A 16,412-nucleotide genomic window follows, 5' to 3' on the forward strand; every position below is an offset into this window, starting at 1 on the left:
AGTCTGTAGCAAAACTGATTTTAGATTTGTCTCGACCTCTTTTTATATTGAAGAAAGAGCGTATTTCATTTCCCATATTGTTGATTATTTGATTCGTTTTTTTCTTTTTAACAGTATTGATTCTCTCTTGACTTTGAAATTGCGGATGTTATGGTTGAAGACTTCTGATAGAACTAGTCCTAATGCGATCGCACCAGCAATCATAATGGCTTGGACAGCATAGTTCGCTGCCTCTTGGTAGGAACTTGTCACGAGATTTCTGACTGCCTGATAGGCTAATCCACCCGGAACTAATGGAACCATGCCGGGGATATTAAAGATAGTTACAGGCATTTTTAAGCGTTTAGAGAAAATGTTACTGATGAAAGCCACGCCAAGGGAACCCAGTAATGAACCAAAAGCGGGGCTACCGCCAAAATCAACACAAGTCCAATAGATCATCCAACCGAATGCACCGGATAGACCACAGTAGATCAATGCTCGTCTAGGAACATTGGTGATGATTGCAAAAGCTGCAGTAGCTAAAAAGCTAAATAAGAATTGAATAAATAGATTCCACATCATCATGTTCCTTTCCTAATAAAAAAGTTGAAAGATAAAGGCGATTGCAAAGCCAATCATCGTAGCTGTCATCATGGCTTCTGTTCCTCTGGAAACACCAGAAATATAGTGTCCAGCAAGTAGATCACGGATGGCATTCGTGATTTGTACCCCAGGGACAAGGGGCATGACACAACCAATGATGATTAAATCCTGATTGATTCCAAGACCAATTCGAGTACTAAGGATAGCGGCTACACCAATCAATAAGGAAGAAAGGAACTCAGATAAGAATTTAATACGGAAAAATTTCAAACTGTATAAATAAATTGCATAGCCAATTCCGCCAATGATCACAGTAATTGGTAAATCACGCATCTCCCCACCAAACAGCACCATGATCGTTCCACTAATGATCGCTGCGCTGACAATCTGAAGCCAGACGGGGAAGAAAGAGCGATCTTTGTCGATTTCTTGTAATTCTTGGTACAATTCGTCTAGTGTCAGCTGACCGGCAACATATTTTCTGGATAAATTGTTCACTTTAACAACCTTTTCTAAATTGATCGATCGGTTCGTGATCTGCTCCATACGAATCGTCGACGTTCGATCAAATCCAATGAAGAGTCCGGTTTGTGTCACATAACTAACTAAGCGATAACTGCCGGATGCAAGAGCAATCCGACTCATCGTATCTTCTACCCGATACATTTCAGCATTGCTTTCCATCATGATTTTTCCAGCCAATAAGCAGGTATCAAGTAACAAATTCAATTCTTTTTCCGACATAGCATCTTCTCCATTAGTTCATTTGTTGCCTTTATTTTACTACAAACAGGTGAAAAAAGATAAAAACAAATAAAAACTTGAGTCTGAAAAAAATTAGGCGTATACTATCATTTGTGAGATGCGGGTGTAGTTTAGTGGTAAAATCCCAGCTTCCCAAGCTGATGTCGCGGGTTCGATTCCCGTCACCCGCTTATAGGAATTTTTGAATGAGTAAAACGGTAATCAGACATTGATTATCGTTTTTTTTGTCGTCAGAAATAAGCAACAAGCAAAAAGCCGATCCGTGGCGTATTTTATTTGTGAAGAAGACCAATAGAAAAGAACGATAAAAACAGGTGAATTCCGTCAATTAAATAAATTTCTTTATTTTAAAAAAGGGGAACATATGTTAAAGTTTAGGATAGTTGTTTTAGTAAAGGAGTAAAGAAATGGGAAAAAAATCATCAAAAGCAATTATGGGGATCGTTGTGGCAATTTTAGCTGGTGCACTTGGTCTATCAACACAAAAAGATTCTGATATCGTCCAACAAATCACTGGAATATTCGAGTCAACGCCTCAAGCCTCTAAGGTAGCCGATGTTCCAGAATATGATGGAAAACATCAAGAAATCGAGATCAATAATAACCAACCGGATTTTTCCAAAGAAGATCTAAGCTTGTCAAAAGGAACATGGCAAAGCTATTCAAATATCGACCGTCTGAATCGTGTAGGTGCTGCGAACGCTATGTTAGGTAAAGATTTGTTTCCTAAAGAAAAACGGGAAGCTTTGTATGTCGATCCAACAGGGTGGAAACAAAAGAAACTAAGCGATGGGCAGTGGTTATATAATCGTAGCCATTTGATTGGCTATCAGTTAACTGGCCAAAACAATAATATCAAAAACTTGATGACTGGGACACGTTCGTTGAATGCACCTTATATGTTGGCACATGAAAATGATATCGCAGCTTATATCAAAGAAACTAATCATCATGTACGTTATCGGGTAACCCCGCATTTTCAAGAGGATGAATTGGTAGCAAGAGGGGTGCAACTAGAAGCAGAAAGTATCGAAGACAAAAAAATCGAATTCAATGTCTTTATTTATAATGTTCAAGATGGTTATACGATCAACTATGAAACTGGTCAAGCAACAAAAAAATAGAGCAGTATTGAACGGATATATTCGAAAAAAGTGTGAAAATCTTGAAGAAAAATCGAAAAAGCTTATGTTTATTTAAATTTAGCGTATACTTAGTTTAGAATAACTTTAAATGAAATGATTTGAACGAAGGTTATGGTATGCTAATGTAGCATATATTCTCAAATTATCTATAAGTTTCTGAAGATTTGTTTGTAGTTTTGAGCTACTTCGAGTAAAATAAAGGTGTATAAGGTAAATGGATTACCTTTGGGAAAGAGGTGTAGAATCATGGGTTTTACAGATGAAACCGTACGTTTTGGTTTTGATGATAGTCGTAAAAAAGAAGTCAGCGAAACATTAGCGATCGTTTATCGGGCTTTAGAAGAAAAAGGCTACAATCCAATCAACCAGATTGTGGGCTACTTACTTTCTGGAGACCCGGCCTACATTCCTCGTTATCGTGATGCACGTAATTTGATTCGCCGTCACGAGCGCGATGAGATCATGGAAGTAATCGTTAAAGATTATCTCACGAACCATGGAGTAAATCTATGAGGGTCATGGGCTTAGATGTAGGCTCAAAAACAGTCGGAGTTGCTGTTAGTGATCCTTTTGGGTGGACTGCTCAAGGCGTAGAAATCATTCGGATCAATGAGTCAGCTGAAGAGTTTGGCTTTGACCGTCTGAAAGAATTAGTGGAAGAATATGAAGTCGATCGTTTCGTCGTAGGCTTGCCTAAAAATATGAATAATACAATTGGACCAAGAGCGGAAAGTTCGATCGCTTATGGAGAAAAAATCAAAGAATTGTTTTCCTTGCCAGTTGATTATCAAGATGAACGTTTGACCACTGTTCAAGCTGAACGAATGTTAGTTGAGCAAGCGAACACGTCACGAGCAAAAAGAAAAAAAGTCATTGATAAGTTAGCCGCTGTAATGATTTTACAAAATTATTTAGATGGTTCAGGGAAAAAATGGTTTTAACATAAAATGAAAAGAGGGAATCTTATGACAGAAAATAATCATACACATGACCATGATCACGAAGGACATGAGCATATCACATTAGTTGATGATCAAGGAAATGAAACATTATACGAAATCTTATTAACAGTAGATGGCCAAGAAGAATTTGGACGCAACTACGTATTACTTTATCCAGCAGGAGCATCTGAAGATGAAGATGTCGAATTACAAGCTTATGCATACATCGAAAATGAAGATGGTACAGAAGGCGAACTAGAACAAATCGAAACAGATGCTGAATGGGACATGATCGAAGAAGTGTTCAACACATTCATGGCTGAAGAAGAAGAATAGTTTTAAAAAACGGGAGAAACCTTGTTAGACAGGGTTTCTTCTTTTTTATTTTTCTTTTGACTGAGAAATTGACCAAGATAATTAGAAATTTTGATGTGCTACAAGCTTTTCAATAGCATTGCCTTTATGCTGCTGTTATCGCAGAGCATTCAGAAAAGAGTGTAGAAAGAGGATACTTTTCGGTAGCTGATAAAACTAATTTGAGTATAACTAATGAGTAAGACTTGAAAAAAATGGAAATGATTAGTACAATTGTTTTATGATTATTGAACTAAATCAACAACAAGCAGATGAAATGCGAGTGAAGCTTTTTAAAGCCTTGTCTGATCCGACAAGAATTGAAATTATCAGATATCTAAAAAAGGTTGATCGTGAAATTACGTGTGGTGAGATTGGAAAGGTTGTTAAAATGAGCAAGTCAGCAGGTTCTTATCACTTTAAACTATTAAGAGAAGCTGGGTTAATTTCCTCTCGTAAAGAAGCAAGAGAGAAATATGTCTCACTGAACTACGATACCTTCGAAAGATATGTAAACCATTTTTTAGATTCTCTATAATTGAGGAAATCGAGACAAAAGTCGTTTTGGTTTGAGAAATTGGAGATAAAAACGAACAATACGTTTTTTGTATTGCTCGTTTTTTTTTTTGAAATTTCCGAAAAAACTGGCTTTTGGACGCCGTTTATTTGAGAGAGGTTGGGACAGAAGTGTTTAACTCCGAGAAATAAGAAGAAATGAACGAAAATTGCTTTTCAAATTTTTGTGAATTTCGGCTTATTTCCGAAGGAGTTGCTTATGCTCCCACCGTTTATCCGAGAGTCTGTAGCAAACCTGATTTTTAGATTTGTGGCATATTTTTTTCTCTCAAAGTACTAAAATATGTTGACAGTATATAAAAATAGTATTAGCTTTAAGTACAATAGTTCAATAACTTTTGTACTATTTAACTTTTAGGTGAAAAGGAGGACATAGATATGATTTCGGAAGATGAGAAAACGTGGTAAAAAAAGACCATTTTAAGAATCTGGCAGAGTTAAATCAGACTGATCGTGAAGAGATGGTGAAAGATACGATTGAAACAGTGAAGAACAATAATCTTGATGCTGATGTCAGACTTGTTGTCATTTTAGAAGATCGACAAGTTGTTCCAATTACGAATTCAAATAAAGTCAAAAATGCCGTGCAAAAGTACTTGTCATAGGCGAGGAGAGAAGAGAAGAGAAATGAAAAAAGTAAACGCAACGTGGGTATTGATACTAACATCCCTCGGAATTTTTTTATCGATGATGGATTCGATGATTGTTACAACGGCTTCAACAGCCATTAGGAATGATTTTAATATTACGGTTAGCCAATTACAATGGGCTATAAATGCGTATAACATCACGATTGCTGCAGTGTTACTGTTGGGGGTATCACTTGGTGATCGCTTTGGTCATCGCAAAGTTTATAATCTAGGGATTCTTGTATTTGTGATTGGTTCAATTTTGTGTGCACTATCAAATAGCATTAATTTTCTGATAGTTGCACGGATAATTGAGGGGATCGGTGCCTCTGTCATTACACCAATGTCGATGGCTATTTTAACATCTGCTTTGCCATCGGAAGAACGAGGTCGTGCTTTAGGAATCTGGAGTGGGATTGGTGGACTAGCACTTATTGTTGGACCAGCGTTAGGTGGCTTTATTGTTGCTAAGCTAATGTGGCAGTGGATATTTTGGATCAATGTTCCAATTGGAATAGTTGGTATGTATTTGTCACAGAAAAAGTTACCAGAATCAAAACGAAATGCTTCTAGCATCAATATCCTAGATTCAATTCTAATCATACTGGCTTCTGCTGGAATCATCTGGGCATTATCTGAAAGTAAGAGTGTTCCGATTGCCACTTCAACAATCATTATTGGTGTGATCAGCATTATTATTGGCGTTTTATTTGTCTTCCGGCAAAAATCCGAAAGTGAACCAATGGTACCATTGAGATTTTTTAAAGCAAAATCATTTAACGGTGGTAATATTGCAACATTCTTACTTTATGCATCGATGTATGGGGTAGTCTTCTTTCTCCCTCAATATTTTCAAGTCGTGAACCACTCAAATGCACTTATTTCAGGATTGAAGTTATTGCCTTGGACCGGAACTTTGGTTATCATCGCACCTTTTGCAGGTAGCGCAGTTGACAAATTTGGTGAAAGATTTATCGCTACAATTGGGTTGGTGTTGCAGGGCATCGGATATCTTTGGATTGCATTAGCTTTTCATCCGGGAACATCTTACCTACTGATTGTGCTCCCTCTAGTTTTAGCAGGTACTGGGCTTTCAATGGCCGGCCCCGCCTTACAAAAATCAGCTATTGGATCGGTAAAAGGAAACGAAGTTGGTAAAGCATCTGGCATCTACAATATGTTTCGGCTGTTTGGTGGTGCGGTAGGTGTAACAGTCACAGTAATTATTTTTTATGCGGTTGGCAGTGTGGCGACAGTTAGCGACTTTTTCAATGGATTCAGCGCAGCTATGATTGGATCTGGTTTAATGTCATTAGTTGGTATTATCTTTGCCATGATGATTGTTAAGCAGAAATCATGATTTATGCGATTAAGCTCGATTGCATAATCGAATCCAAGAGGTAGCCGTATCAGCCTATGCGAAACTAAACGACTAGGCAGTTGAGTCAAAGAAGACGATAGGGTTAAAAGAGTATTTTCCGAAAGGTTCTTACAAGTTGTATTGAATTAGAATTATAGCATAGTCGATTCACAGATCGCTATTGATGTCAATTTACTGGGGAAATCTTACTTGAAGGATGTCAATGGTTAAAATCTGAGAAAGCTAGAAGACTTCAATCATCGAAAGTTCGCAAAGAAAAAAGATTCACGTTGCATTGAATTTGAATACGAGGCGAAATTCGTACTTTCCTATCTTCAAACGCAACAATAAGAATTGGATTCTCAGATTTTATAACGAGAATGTCCGAAAATGAAAGTATAGCATTTTTCTTTAAGAATTTATCCTTGTTATAATTTCTTGAAATCTAGGTTACAAGCTGTTATATAGCTTTTTATTTTTTGCCAAGATATCCGTAGATGTCCATAGTCATGCTTATAGAAGCATGATGTAGTCAGTCTTTACCACTAATCACCAAGAACATAAAAAGTGTTAAAATATTTTGTTGATGATTGGAAGAGCTTGGGTATTTAACTAAAAAGAAATAGCAGAACAAAAAAGGAGCGGCCGAAAATTCGGCTGTCTTTTTAGTGGAAAAAGTTGGATGATATTTAATAAAAAATAATACTTTTTAAGCTTAATATTGACAATTGCTGCCTTTACTGATAAATTTGAGTTACCAGAACTTGCCACGCTTGGGAAACCAGCGGACCACGGCGAGTCTTTTTTTGTATTGATGTGAAAGCGTATTCTTATATATGATCAGTTAGCTTATATCGAAAATTTAATAAAAATGGCTAAAAAAAATAATGAGTTGGACTATACTTATTTTAAAAAAAGTATTGACGTTGATGAGGCAATGAAAGAACCCAAGGAAGGACAAGAATTTATTGATATCCTTCAAAAAGAAGATTATGGTCATATGGTTTTATTTTCTTCTGCAGAAAAACAGCAAGCACTTAACTTTTTTAAATATATAAATTATTATAGATTCTCAGTCTTCCCTAGGCTAGTAGTTGAGGATAATAAGAGAACTTTTTCCAATGTTTTATATTTGTATAATGTGGATAAATACATAAGGAAGCAATTAAGCCATTTTTCAGGAATTCTAGAGGAGTGGATAAAAACCTCTCTTGCTAATGTAATTAGTAATAACTATAATTCTGATGAATACCAACAGGCTGAATTTTATCTTGATTTAAATATTTATGGTAAAGAAGAACAAGGAAAAGAGATTTTAGCGAGTTTTGCTGAAACAGTTACTCGAAGTAAAGAGGTGTATATTAAGTATCATCATAGGGAAAAAATGGTTGTATTCCTGTGTGGGTTCTGATTGAGGAGTTGACTTTTGGGCAAATTGATACGTTTATCTCTCAGTTGAAGCCTGAGTATAAAAATATGTGGATCGATAAAGTTTTTGGAAAACAATACAGAAAATTTGTTGTTAGTTGGGTGGGGGTTGCTAGATATATCAGAAATATGACTGCGCATCACGCAAGATTTTATAGCAAAAGGTTTGTAGTTTTTCCATCTTTACCTAAAGAAGATTTAAAGAAATATAGTATAAAAAATTCACAAAAAGATAATTTATTTGTAATGTTGTTTACAGAGAAGAAACTTTTTTCTTTCCTTCCAGATCGAGCTATTCAAGATGAATGGAATTTGTTTATAGATGATTTATCTGAATTAGTTGACCATAGCGATGATTTATTTAATTGTGAAGAGAATGGGTTTAAAGAAGATTGGAGAACTGCTTTGAAAATTTTTTGATAAAGAAATCTGAACTCTTTGATAATAAAAACAATGAATTGCATAACAAAAAATCTGGGACAGAAGGACTAAACTTCTGTCTCAGATTTTTTGTTATTTCACTTGAATCAATTGATTGATCAAAATGATCCTGAATTTCATGTTCCCAAATGATTTGAATTCGTAAAATAGCCATTCCATTGTTTGGATAGTAGAACTCTTATCATCTATATTACCGTTAGACTAAGAAGAAATCATCATATTGAAAAAATTTTTCACATTCTTCTCTTATGACTTCTTTTGGGGAAAATAAAGATAACCAGAAGAAAAAGCCATGTGAAGGGCAATGCCTTTTGAAATGGTTGAATAAATGCTCTTGATAATTTCTGAGTACTTACTGCATTTATTTTTTGTTGGATTTTCTTCACAATAAGAGTTGATGATTCATTTTTTTGTGTGGGGATATTTTCTCCATCAATGCCTTTCTTTATACCATTTAATAACTGTTCTTTCTGCATATTAGATACTTGCAGTTCCGCAACTTGATTTTGAGCAGTTTGCCAGATCTCTTTTTTCGCTACTGATAGATTTGACGAAAATGCACTAATGAATAGTGCCACAGCTAAAACTGTGCCGATTTGGCGGAAAACGCCCATAACACTTTGTGAAGCAGTCAATAATTCACCAGAAAAATTACTTGCACTTAAAACAGTCAACGGACCAATGATTATCCCATAGCCTGCGCCTATCAATACTAAAGCAATAGCAAATTGCCAGTAGATATCCGGATCTAATAAAGTTAATGCTGTATATCCTAATGCCATTAAGGTAATCCCAAATAATAATAGTATGCGGGAACCCATTTTTTTAAGCAATAAACCACTGATAGGAGAAAAGAAGAAAACCATAGCAGAAGCTGGTGTAATCAACAAAGCTGCAATAAGTTCTGAATCATTGTAAACCTTGGTGAAAAAGCTGGGAAGAAGAACGAACAAACCTACAAAAAAGATTCCGGAAATCAAAGTCATCAGTACGGTCCCTGAAAATTGACGATCTTTGAATAAAGCTAGAGGGATCATTGGCTCTTTCACAGTTTTTTCATGCCAAATAAATAGGATGAGGGATAACCCAAAAACGCCAAATAATAAGTCTGTTATTAAACTAGTCCATCCCCAGACACGCCCCTGAACAAGTGACAAAACTAGTGAAAACAAAGCGATCACTATAAGCAACATCCCTGGAAAATCAAGAGATTTTTTGATCCTATGTTCATTTTTTATCGGTAATAAAAAGAAATTGACACCTAAAGCAATGATGCTTAACGGAAGATTGATCAAAAAAATCCCTCGCCAACTAAAAAATTGCGTCATGAAACCGCCAATCGTTGGACCAAAAGTTGATGCTAATCCCTGAGTAATTCCTAGAATGAGAATTGCGGTATTTCTATTTTTTAGCTCTACAGTATTCATACCAATAGTCATGCTTGTTGGAAAGACGATTGCTGCACCTATTGCCTGTATTCCGCGACTGATAACAAGTTGTGCGACAGACATAGCACTTCCAGAGGCGAAAGATCCTATTAGAAAAAGGAGCAACCCGATCATATAGACTTTATTCCGACCTAAAATATCAGCAACTCTGCCTAAAGGAATGGTGAATGCAGCAAAAAGAATGGTATAGATATTCAAAGCCCATTGCAGAGAATTAAGATTCGTATGGAAACCAGATTGAATTGCGGGTAATGCAATGTTCATTACAGTGGTATCTAATGCACATAAAAATATGCCGATAGCCATAGTCCCTAAAATAAATTTTTGTTGTTTCGTCATAGTAATGCCCCCTCATTTATGTAGGTAGCATAGAACATGTTATACTGAATATACATATTTAGGTTACAGAAAGAGGGGAATTTGTAAACTATGGGACCTCAGGAAGTCAAGCTTCAAAAATTACGACAGATCTATCAAGCCTTACTACACCTATTACAGAAAAAAGAACTGATAGATATCTCGATTTCAGAACTATGCAAAGTAGCTAGAGTTTCACGAACTTACTACTATCGGAATTTCCATTCCTTACAAGATATCATCCTAAGATATAAGAGTTGGGAAATGAGTGCCTATTTGAGGAGAACACAACATGCTAAGGAAGTTAATTTCATCACATTGATGACTGTATATTTTAAATTACAAAAAGAAGAAGCAGAATCAGTGATCCTGTTAGCGAATGCGGGACTAACTGAAACATTGATCACCACTTTTGAAACTGTCTATTCTTATCTCATCGAGCAAGGCTATGTAAAATTACAGAGAAAAAATAATAAATATACGAGTATTTTTATGGCAGGTGCTGTTATTTCTGTCGAATTACGGTGGATACAATCAGGAATGAAAGAGACCCCGCAAGAAATGGGGGAAATATTATCCGTTTTATTCAATTTTGATAAATAATAGTTTTGGTAAGTATATATAACAATGGATCATATCAATCGAAAATTATGGAGATACACTTAAACAACGAGTTGTCCTATTCAAAAGACTTTTTGCAGTGAAAAACTCTATTTATAGATATTTAGCTGTGCATAATGGATGATTTGTTCAATCTTGCCAATCTTAATGGCTGAAGATGGATAGAATTGAAAAAAGGAGAGACCTTGACCTTATGCAGTCAGGGTTTCTCCTTTCTTTAGATCAATTTACAATAAATTGAAGATTGCTTTTATACTCTTCTTACATCTAAGTAAATGTTTGACTATTTTTCCACAGGCTCATTAAACCTCATGGCAATAATAATCAAAGAGTATCTCTTTTTTGAAACCTAGCTTTGTGTAGAGATGCAACGCACGTTGGTTGGTTGCTTCAACTTCTAAATAGATTTCTTTTTGCTTTTTTGCTAGTAATTGTTGGATGACGGTAGACAAGATCAATTGTCCTAATCCTCGACCACGATGATCAGGATCAACGACAAAGCCATAGATACCATAAGTTTTAGGACTTTCATCGATACGGATGCAGGCAATTACTCGATCTTCTTTGGTAAGAACGAGGGTATTTGCTAAATCTTCTGGTAAAAGGGGTTCAATCTCGTCTTCAGGCATTTCAGCCAGTAAGCGAGCAATCTGTAGGGATTCCTCTACTTTGGCATGACGTAAAGGAAGTACTTCTTGTTGTGCGTTGAAGTTTGAGCTGTCAAGAAACAGACGATACTCAGAAAATTGATGTACATAACTTTGTTCATTTTTTAGGAAGGTCGATAAAAGTTGGTCGTTAATGTCTGTGATGATCAAAACAGTTGGAATGGCTTGTTGGCGTGCAAAGTCGTTAAGGGCTACTAAACTATCCGCAATCAACTCGTTTTCTTGAACGATCAATGTGGCTTCAAGGACTTGTGAGTCAAAAAAATTCAAAAAAGCATAGGCTAGAAGTGTATTCTCTTGATAGTAAAGAAAATGCTGACTACGGCGATTTGCTTGATGAAGAAAATCAGGTTCTAATTTGAACCGACATGTGCGTTGACGTTCGACGGTCTCCTTTAATTGTTTTACCTCGGTCATTTCAAAAGAAGATAATTGAGTATTGAATATTTTTTTCATTAAGACTCCTTTGGTACACTATTTTTTACTATCGTAGCTTATCAAAGTGGATTTTTCAATTGAAAAAAGCCATTTACTTATAGAAATCTTGGTATCTGAATAATCAGAAAGCTGTTATAATGACAATGGTTTGCGGCATGAAAATGACGTTATAGTTTAGAAATCTATTTGGAGTAATAGGAGGAGAACATGAAAAAAGAAATAGGATCGATTAGAAATATCATTCTTTCGATCATCATTGTATTTATTGGCTTTCTTGCCTTGTCATTTGGGATAGGTGGAAGGATCATTGGAGAATTTTGGTTGTTGATTGCAGGATTGCTTGCTAGTCGTATCATTTACGGCAAGATGTTTTATTTGTTCAAAAAAATGAAAGTAAAAGATGGTCTATTGGTGATTGGTTGTTTAGGTCTAGCGATTATCTGGGTGATTATTTATGGAATCATTTCGCAATTATTAGGACTCAGCATGGAATCTAATCCAGTGATGGAGTCGCCAAATTTTTGGACTTTTGTTCTTTTCATACCAGCTTTACTCGGAGAAGAATTACTTGTATTGGTCCCAGTTTCAGTCATTTTGAGACGCTTAGAAGAAAAACAGAAGAAAACAAAATGGTCAGTGGCTTTACTCGTATTGATCAGCTCACTTTTATTTGGGGTATTACACTTGCCAACATATCAATGGAATTTCTTACAAGCAGTCTTAGCTGTTGGGATCGTGAGAGTACCTTTTACACTGGCGTATATGAAAACAAAGAATATCCTTCCAGCATTTTTAACTCATTTTCTGTATGATAGTTTAATCGTATTGATAAGTATTCTTGTATCATAAGGTTCGTCTGATCAAGGTTACTTGATAGAAAGTAAGTGGGCCAAATCTAAAATTCAGGTTTGCTACAGACTCTCGAATAAACGGCGGGAGCAGAAGCAACTCCTTCTTAAATAAGCCGAAATTCACAAAAATTTGAAAAGCAATTTTCGTTCATTTCTTCTTATTTCTCGGAGTTAAACACTTCTGTCCCAGCCTCTCTCAAATAAACGGCGTCCAAAAGTCAGGTTTTTCGGAAATTGCAAAAAAAAAACGAGCAATACAAAAAATGTATTGTTCGTTTTTTTCTCCAATTTCTCAGACCTAAACGACTTTTGTCTCGGCCTCTTTTTTCATTTCTAAGAGAGTAATTGCATCAAGAAACCGGAAATGATCAAAACGATTGCTCCGCCTAATCGATTCCCCATTTGAGCAAATGCGATCAATTCCATGCGGTTGGCAGCAGAGAGTACTGCAACATTCCCAGTACCACCCATTGAGTTATTACATAGTCCGGCAGTGATTGCTGATTCTACAGGATATAGACCGAATAGACGACCAACAAAACCTGAAACAAGTGAGATGACGATTACGCTTGTTAAGCACAATACAACAAATTGCCATGTCAAAGCAGAAGCTAGGACATTTAAGTTCAACAATGCGATACCAATACCAGCAAGAACAGCTGCAGTTAAGTTTTTAACGATCAGATTATTGAACATGATTGCGGCATCTTCATAGTATTCTGGTAATACATTAGTGATTTTACAGATAACTACAATGATGATCATGAAGGCATAAGCATGGACTTTTGGTATAAAGAAATTACAGATTTGGCCCAAAATAAAGAAAGTGAGAGAGACCATCAAGCCAACCCCTAATTGTTGGATCGTTGGTTTTACATCCCGTGGTTTTCCATCACCAAGGTCACCTTTTGCCATTAATTTTCCATTTCCGTTTAGCTTAGGCATTGATTGTCCAGCACGTGCCACTAAAGCTGCTCCAATAATCGCTAAGACATTTGTCATTGCTGTAGCTGGGATCAAACGAGAAATAATAGACGAAGCATTTGTACCTAAAACATTTGCATAAATCGTTGATAATGGGACGGCACCAGCGCCAACTCCTCCAGCCATTGCAGGAAGTGAGATATACAAAACGGAATTAGCAAATCCATTTCCGATCAACATACCAACTAATCCAACGGCAAAAAATGAGGCGATCATTGAAATAAGTGCTACAGGAATAAAACGTACAGAAGCTTTCATCAATAAACTGCGATTCATTCCTAAAATGCTCCCCGTAATCAAGGCTGCAATATAAAAATCTAGAAAACCCATATTATTGACAAAGTTTTCTGTTGATTTGACTACATAATCAGGTAAAATACCAAACGTTGCAATGGCCGCCGAAGCAAAGATTGCAAAGACAGAGCCACCACCTAGGTAACTTTTAACGATTGGGATCTTTGTTCCAATAAAATGGAAGAGATTTCCGAATATCACAAGCACAGCGATAGGTCCTATCATATTACTAGGTAGTTTTCCTAAAGCCATCGCAACGATCAGAACAATGACCATGATCAAGTAGATAGGCAAGCTTACACCACTGATTTTAGTTGCCCAAAAGCTTTCTTTTTTGGTTTCTTCAACTGTTACAGTTGCTGTTTCTTTTTGTGTCATTCATACAGATCCTTTCTTATTTGAAAAAATTCAGTCAAATGAAGACATCAAAAATTAGAGGAGCGAAAATACCCGCTCCCGTAATTCGAGTCAACATTATTTACACGAGTCAGCAAAAGAAGACATCTTAGTGAGTTCGTTTGCTGACTCGTTAGACTTACTCTAAAGGTGACTTTGCCACAGAGTAGTCGCTGATTAACGCGTTAGAATAGGAAAGATTATTGTTCTAAATCTTGGTATTCTGGTACCCATTTTGCTGCTTCAACTGCTGCTTTGATATCTGTGATTTCTTCACGATTCAAGTGTTGTGAAACAACTGATTTTGCCACTGTTTCTGCAATTATTTGAGAGAATTCAGTGATTTTTGCAACTGGAGGTAAAATAGCTGCACCTGGTTTTGTTACATCAACAATTCCACCTAATGCACGGCTAGCTTGAGAAATGATTTCAGCATTTACACGTGTAGCAGTAGAAGCAATCAAACCAAGTCCTAGACCAGGGTACATCAAAGCATTATTTGCTTGACCGATTTGGTAAGTAACACCATTATATTCTACATCAGCAGCAGGGATACCTGTCCCAACTAATGCTTTACCGTCTGTCCATTCAATTAGATCTTTTGCTTTTGCTTCTGCTAATTTTGTTGGATTTGACAATGGCATAATAATTGGACGAGCTGTGTGAGCAGCCATTTCTTTTACGATTTCTTCAGTGAAGGCGCCAGGTTGTGTAGAAGTTCCGATCATGATTGTTGGATGGATTTCTTTCACGACTGCTTCTAAGTTTGTTAATTCAGCATGATTTGCAAATTCAGAACGTTTGCGAGCAAATGGAATTTGTCCTGGTGTCAAGCCTTCTGTGTCTTCGAATAAAAGACCTTGTTTGTCTACTTGATAGAAGTGTTTACGTGCATCTTCTTCTGGAACACCTTGGCGGATCATTTCATCTAGCAAGATATTGGCAATACCAACACCGGCTGTTCCAGCACCAAATGTTAAGATTGTTTGATCTTTCAATGCTTCACCAGAAATATTCAAACCACCTAAAACGCCGGCAAGAACAACGATACCAGTTCCTTGGATATCATCATTGAAGGTAGTGATTTTATCTTCATATTTTTCCAAAATCGTTGCAGCATTTCCACGACCAAAGTCTTCCCAGTGTAGAAGTAGTTCAGGGAAAAGCTCAGTTGCAGATTCAACGAATTGATCGATGAATGTGTAGTAAGTTTCGCCTTCGACACGGCTATGACGGTTCCCTAGATACAAAGGATTGTTCAATAATTCTTCATTGTTGGTTCCTGCATCGATTGAAACAGGTAGTACTTGCGTAGGATTGATACCTGCAGCAGCAGTGTAGACCATTAACTTTCCGATAGCGATGTCGACACCATTTACGCCCCAGTCACCCATACCTAAGATTCCTTCAGCGTCTGTTACAACGATCAAGCGGATATCGCGACCGTCAGCAGCATTTTTCAAGCTTGTTTTGATTGATTCAGGTTCGTCAATTGAAAGGAAAGCTGCATCTTGTGGTTTTAAGAAAATTTCATTGTATTGTTCGATTGAGTCCGCAACGACTGGATCATAAACAACTGGCATAAATTCAACAAGGTGTTGTCCCATCAATTTATAGAACAATGTACGGTTCGTGTTGAATAGATTCATTAAGAAAATACGTTTTTCTAAATCTGTTTGTTTGCTCAAATATTGACCATAAGCTTGTACTGATTGTTGTTCAAGTGTTTGGACAGTACTTGGTAACATTCCTGTGATCCCATATTTTGCACGTTCTTCTTTTGTAAAAGCAGTTCCTTTATTTAAAAATGGATTGTTTAATAAGTTTAATCCTGTAAGCATGTATGTTTTCCTCCTAAGATTTGATTACAAGCGAAGTATAGGCGCCGTTAAATACTATAGTCAAAAGCAAGGGTAATGATAAATATTATTTATATGAAGAAATTGAAAGAAACGTAATTTTGCGATTCAAAACTTTTTATTCTTTATTATATATGATCCATTTTGTTCAATTTTTCAGTTGGAACATTTATTTTCAAACAGATTATTTGCCTGTATCAATTTTGCGAGGTACCATAATTATGCAAACGCTATCATAAAATCATGTTTTTTGATTATCTAGAAAGAAGGCT

Annotated in this window: 17 protein-coding genes, 1 tRNA gene and 2 pseudogenes; 13 read left to right on the forward strand and 7 right to left on the reverse strand. The window is 36.3% G+C overall.

Features of this window, described 5'->3' with window-relative positions:
* Nucleotides 1-84: 84 nt before the first annotated feature.
* Both FGQ66_RS02490 and FGQ66_RS02495 read right to left on the reverse strand, forming a co-directional pair.
* Complete coding sequence (locus FGQ66_RS02490) at nt 85-561, reverse strand: threonine/serine exporter family protein (RefSeq protein WP_081134867.1); 477 nt, start codon at nt 559-561, stop codon at nt 85-87.
* A 15-nt stretch (nt 562-576) separates the two neighbouring features.
* Nucleotides 577-1,329, reverse strand: a complete 753-nt coding sequence (locus tag FGQ66_RS02495) for a threonine/serine exporter family protein (RefSeq protein WP_005878300.1) — start codon at nt 1,327-1,329, stop codon at nt 577-579.
* Nucleotides 1,330-1,449: 120 nt separating this feature from the next.
* Here FGQ66_RS02495 and FGQ66_RS02500 point away from each other — a divergent pair.
* The 11 genes and pseudogenes from FGQ66_RS02500 to FGQ66_RS15555 all read left to right on the forward strand — a co-directional run bounded on the left by FGQ66_RS02500 (nt 1,450) and on the right by FGQ66_RS15555 (nt 8,203).
* Nucleotides 1,450-1,520 (forward strand) — tRNA-Gly (locus tag FGQ66_RS02500).
* Between the two features lie 237 nt (nt 1,521-1,757).
* Nucleotides 1,758-2,474 carry a DNA/RNA non-specific endonuclease gene (locus FGQ66_RS02505; RefSeq protein WP_138301597.1) on the forward strand — a complete coding sequence of 239 codons (717 nt, stop codon included), beginning with the start codon at nt 1,758-1,760 and terminating at the stop codon, nt 2,472-2,474.
* Between the two features lie 267 nt (nt 2,475-2,741).
* A complete protein-coding gene (locus tag FGQ66_RS02510) occupies nt 2,742-3,008 on the forward strand; it encodes an IreB family regulatory phosphoprotein (RefSeq protein WP_005878304.1) in 267 nt (88 codons plus the stop codon).
* Nucleotides 3,005-3,436: a Holliday junction resolvase RuvX gene (gene ruvX, locus FGQ66_RS02515; RefSeq protein ID WP_005878306.1), complete on the forward strand. Its 432-nt coding sequence runs from the start codon at nt 3,005-3,007 to the stop codon at nt 3,434-3,436. The genes FGQ66_RS02510 and ruvX overlap by 4 nt, the downstream gene beginning before the upstream one ends.
* A gap of 24 nt (nt 3,437-3,460) precedes the next feature.
* Nucleotides 3,461-3,772 carry a DUF1292 domain-containing protein gene (locus FGQ66_RS02520; protein WP_005878307.1) on the forward strand — a complete coding sequence of 104 codons (312 nt, stop codon included), beginning with the start codon at nt 3,461-3,463 and terminating at the stop codon, nt 3,770-3,772.
* Nucleotides 3,773-4,031: 259 nt separating this feature from the next.
* Entirely contained in the window at nt 4,032-4,328 is a 297-nt protein-coding gene (locus FGQ66_RS02525; protein WP_005878309.1) for an ArsR/SmtB family transcription factor, read from the forward strand.
* A gap of 138 nt (nt 4,329-4,466) precedes the next feature.
* Nucleotides 4,467-4,586: pseudogene (locus tag FGQ66_RS15640) on the forward strand (DUF3788 family protein); the annotation flags it as partial.
* 181 nt (nt 4,587-4,767) lie between these two features.
* Nucleotides 4,768-4,971 (forward strand): hypothetical protein, encoded by a 204-nt coding sequence (locus FGQ66_RS02535; RefSeq protein ID WP_138301599.1) that lies wholly within the window; start codon nt 4,768-4,770, stop codon nt 4,969-4,971.
* 22 nt (nt 4,972-4,993) lie between these two features.
* The gene (locus FGQ66_RS02540) at nt 4,994-6,355 is read left to right on the forward strand and encodes an MFS transporter (protein ID WP_138301720.1); all 1,362 of its coding nucleotides are present in this window, start codon (nt 4,994-4,996) and stop codon (nt 6,353-6,355) included.
* Between the two features lie 871 nt (nt 6,356-7,226).
* Entirely contained in the window at nt 7,227-7,766 is a 540-nt protein-coding gene (locus tag FGQ66_RS15550) for an Abi family protein (RefSeq protein ID WP_268865274.1), read from the forward strand.
* Nucleotides 7,767-7,774: 8 nt separating this feature from the next.
* Nucleotides 7,775-8,203 carry an Abi family protein gene (locus FGQ66_RS15555; protein WP_268865275.1) on the forward strand — a complete coding sequence of 143 codons (429 nt, stop codon included), beginning with the start codon at nt 7,775-7,777 and terminating at the stop codon, nt 8,201-8,203.
* A gap of 254 nt (nt 8,204-8,457) precedes the next feature.
* On the opposite strand, the gene FGQ66_RS02550 is transcribed toward FGQ66_RS15555, so the two are convergent.
* Nucleotides 8,458-10,011: an MFS transporter gene (locus FGQ66_RS02550; RefSeq protein WP_138301601.1), complete on the reverse strand. Its 1,554-nt coding sequence runs from the start codon at nt 10,009-10,011 to the stop codon at nt 8,458-8,460.
* A gap of 90 nt (nt 10,012-10,101) precedes the next feature.
* Here FGQ66_RS02550 and FGQ66_RS02555 point away from each other — a divergent pair, with 90 nt between their 5' ends.
* Nucleotides 10,102-10,632, forward strand: a complete 531-nt coding sequence (locus tag FGQ66_RS02555; protein WP_005878318.1) for a TetR-like C-terminal domain-containing protein — start codon at nt 10,102-10,104, stop codon at nt 10,630-10,632.
* 320 nt (nt 10,633-10,952) lie between these two features.
* Here the strand turns inward: FGQ66_RS02555 and FGQ66_RS02560 are convergent, their stop codons facing one another.
* Nucleotides 10,953-11,774 carry a GNAT family N-acetyltransferase gene (locus tag FGQ66_RS02560; protein ID WP_138301604.1) on the reverse strand — a complete coding sequence of 274 codons (822 nt, stop codon included), beginning with the start codon at nt 11,772-11,774 and terminating at the stop codon, nt 10,953-10,955.
* Between the two features lie 189 nt (nt 11,775-11,963).
* Between FGQ66_RS02560 and FGQ66_RS02570 the strand changes: the two genes are divergently transcribed.
* Complete coding sequence (locus FGQ66_RS02570) at nt 11,964-12,605, forward strand: CPBP family intramembrane glutamic endopeptidase (RefSeq protein WP_230315205.1); 642 nt, start codon at nt 11,964-11,966, stop codon at nt 12,603-12,605.
* 72 nt (nt 12,606-12,677) lie between these two features.
* Here FGQ66_RS02570 and FGQ66_RS15645 read toward each other — a convergent pair.
* The 3 genes and pseudogenes from FGQ66_RS15645 to FGQ66_RS02585 form a co-directional block, all read right to left on the reverse strand.
* Nucleotides 12,678-12,797: pseudogene (locus FGQ66_RS15645) on the reverse strand (DUF3788 family protein); the annotation flags it as partial.
* Nucleotides 12,798-12,940: 143 nt separating this feature from the next.
* Nucleotides 12,941-14,263 carry a 2-hydroxycarboxylate transporter family protein gene (locus tag FGQ66_RS02580; RefSeq protein WP_053109223.1) on the reverse strand — a complete coding sequence of 441 codons (1,323 nt, stop codon included), beginning with the start codon at nt 14,261-14,263 and terminating at the stop codon, nt 12,941-12,943.
* Between the two features lie 218 nt (nt 14,264-14,481).
* On the reverse strand, nt 14,482-16,122 hold the full coding sequence (locus FGQ66_RS02585) for a malolactic enzyme (RefSeq protein ID WP_081134798.1): 1,641 nt from the start codon (nt 16,120-16,122) through the stop codon (nt 14,482-14,484).
* Between the last annotated feature and the right edge of the window lie 290 nt (nt 16,123-16,412).

It is taken from the genome of Enterococcus sp. BSD2780061688st2 D3, from assembly GCF_005844145.1.
Classification (GTDB): domain Bacteria; phylum Bacillota; class Bacilli; order Lactobacillales; family Enterococcaceae; genus Enterococcus_B; species Enterococcus_B durans.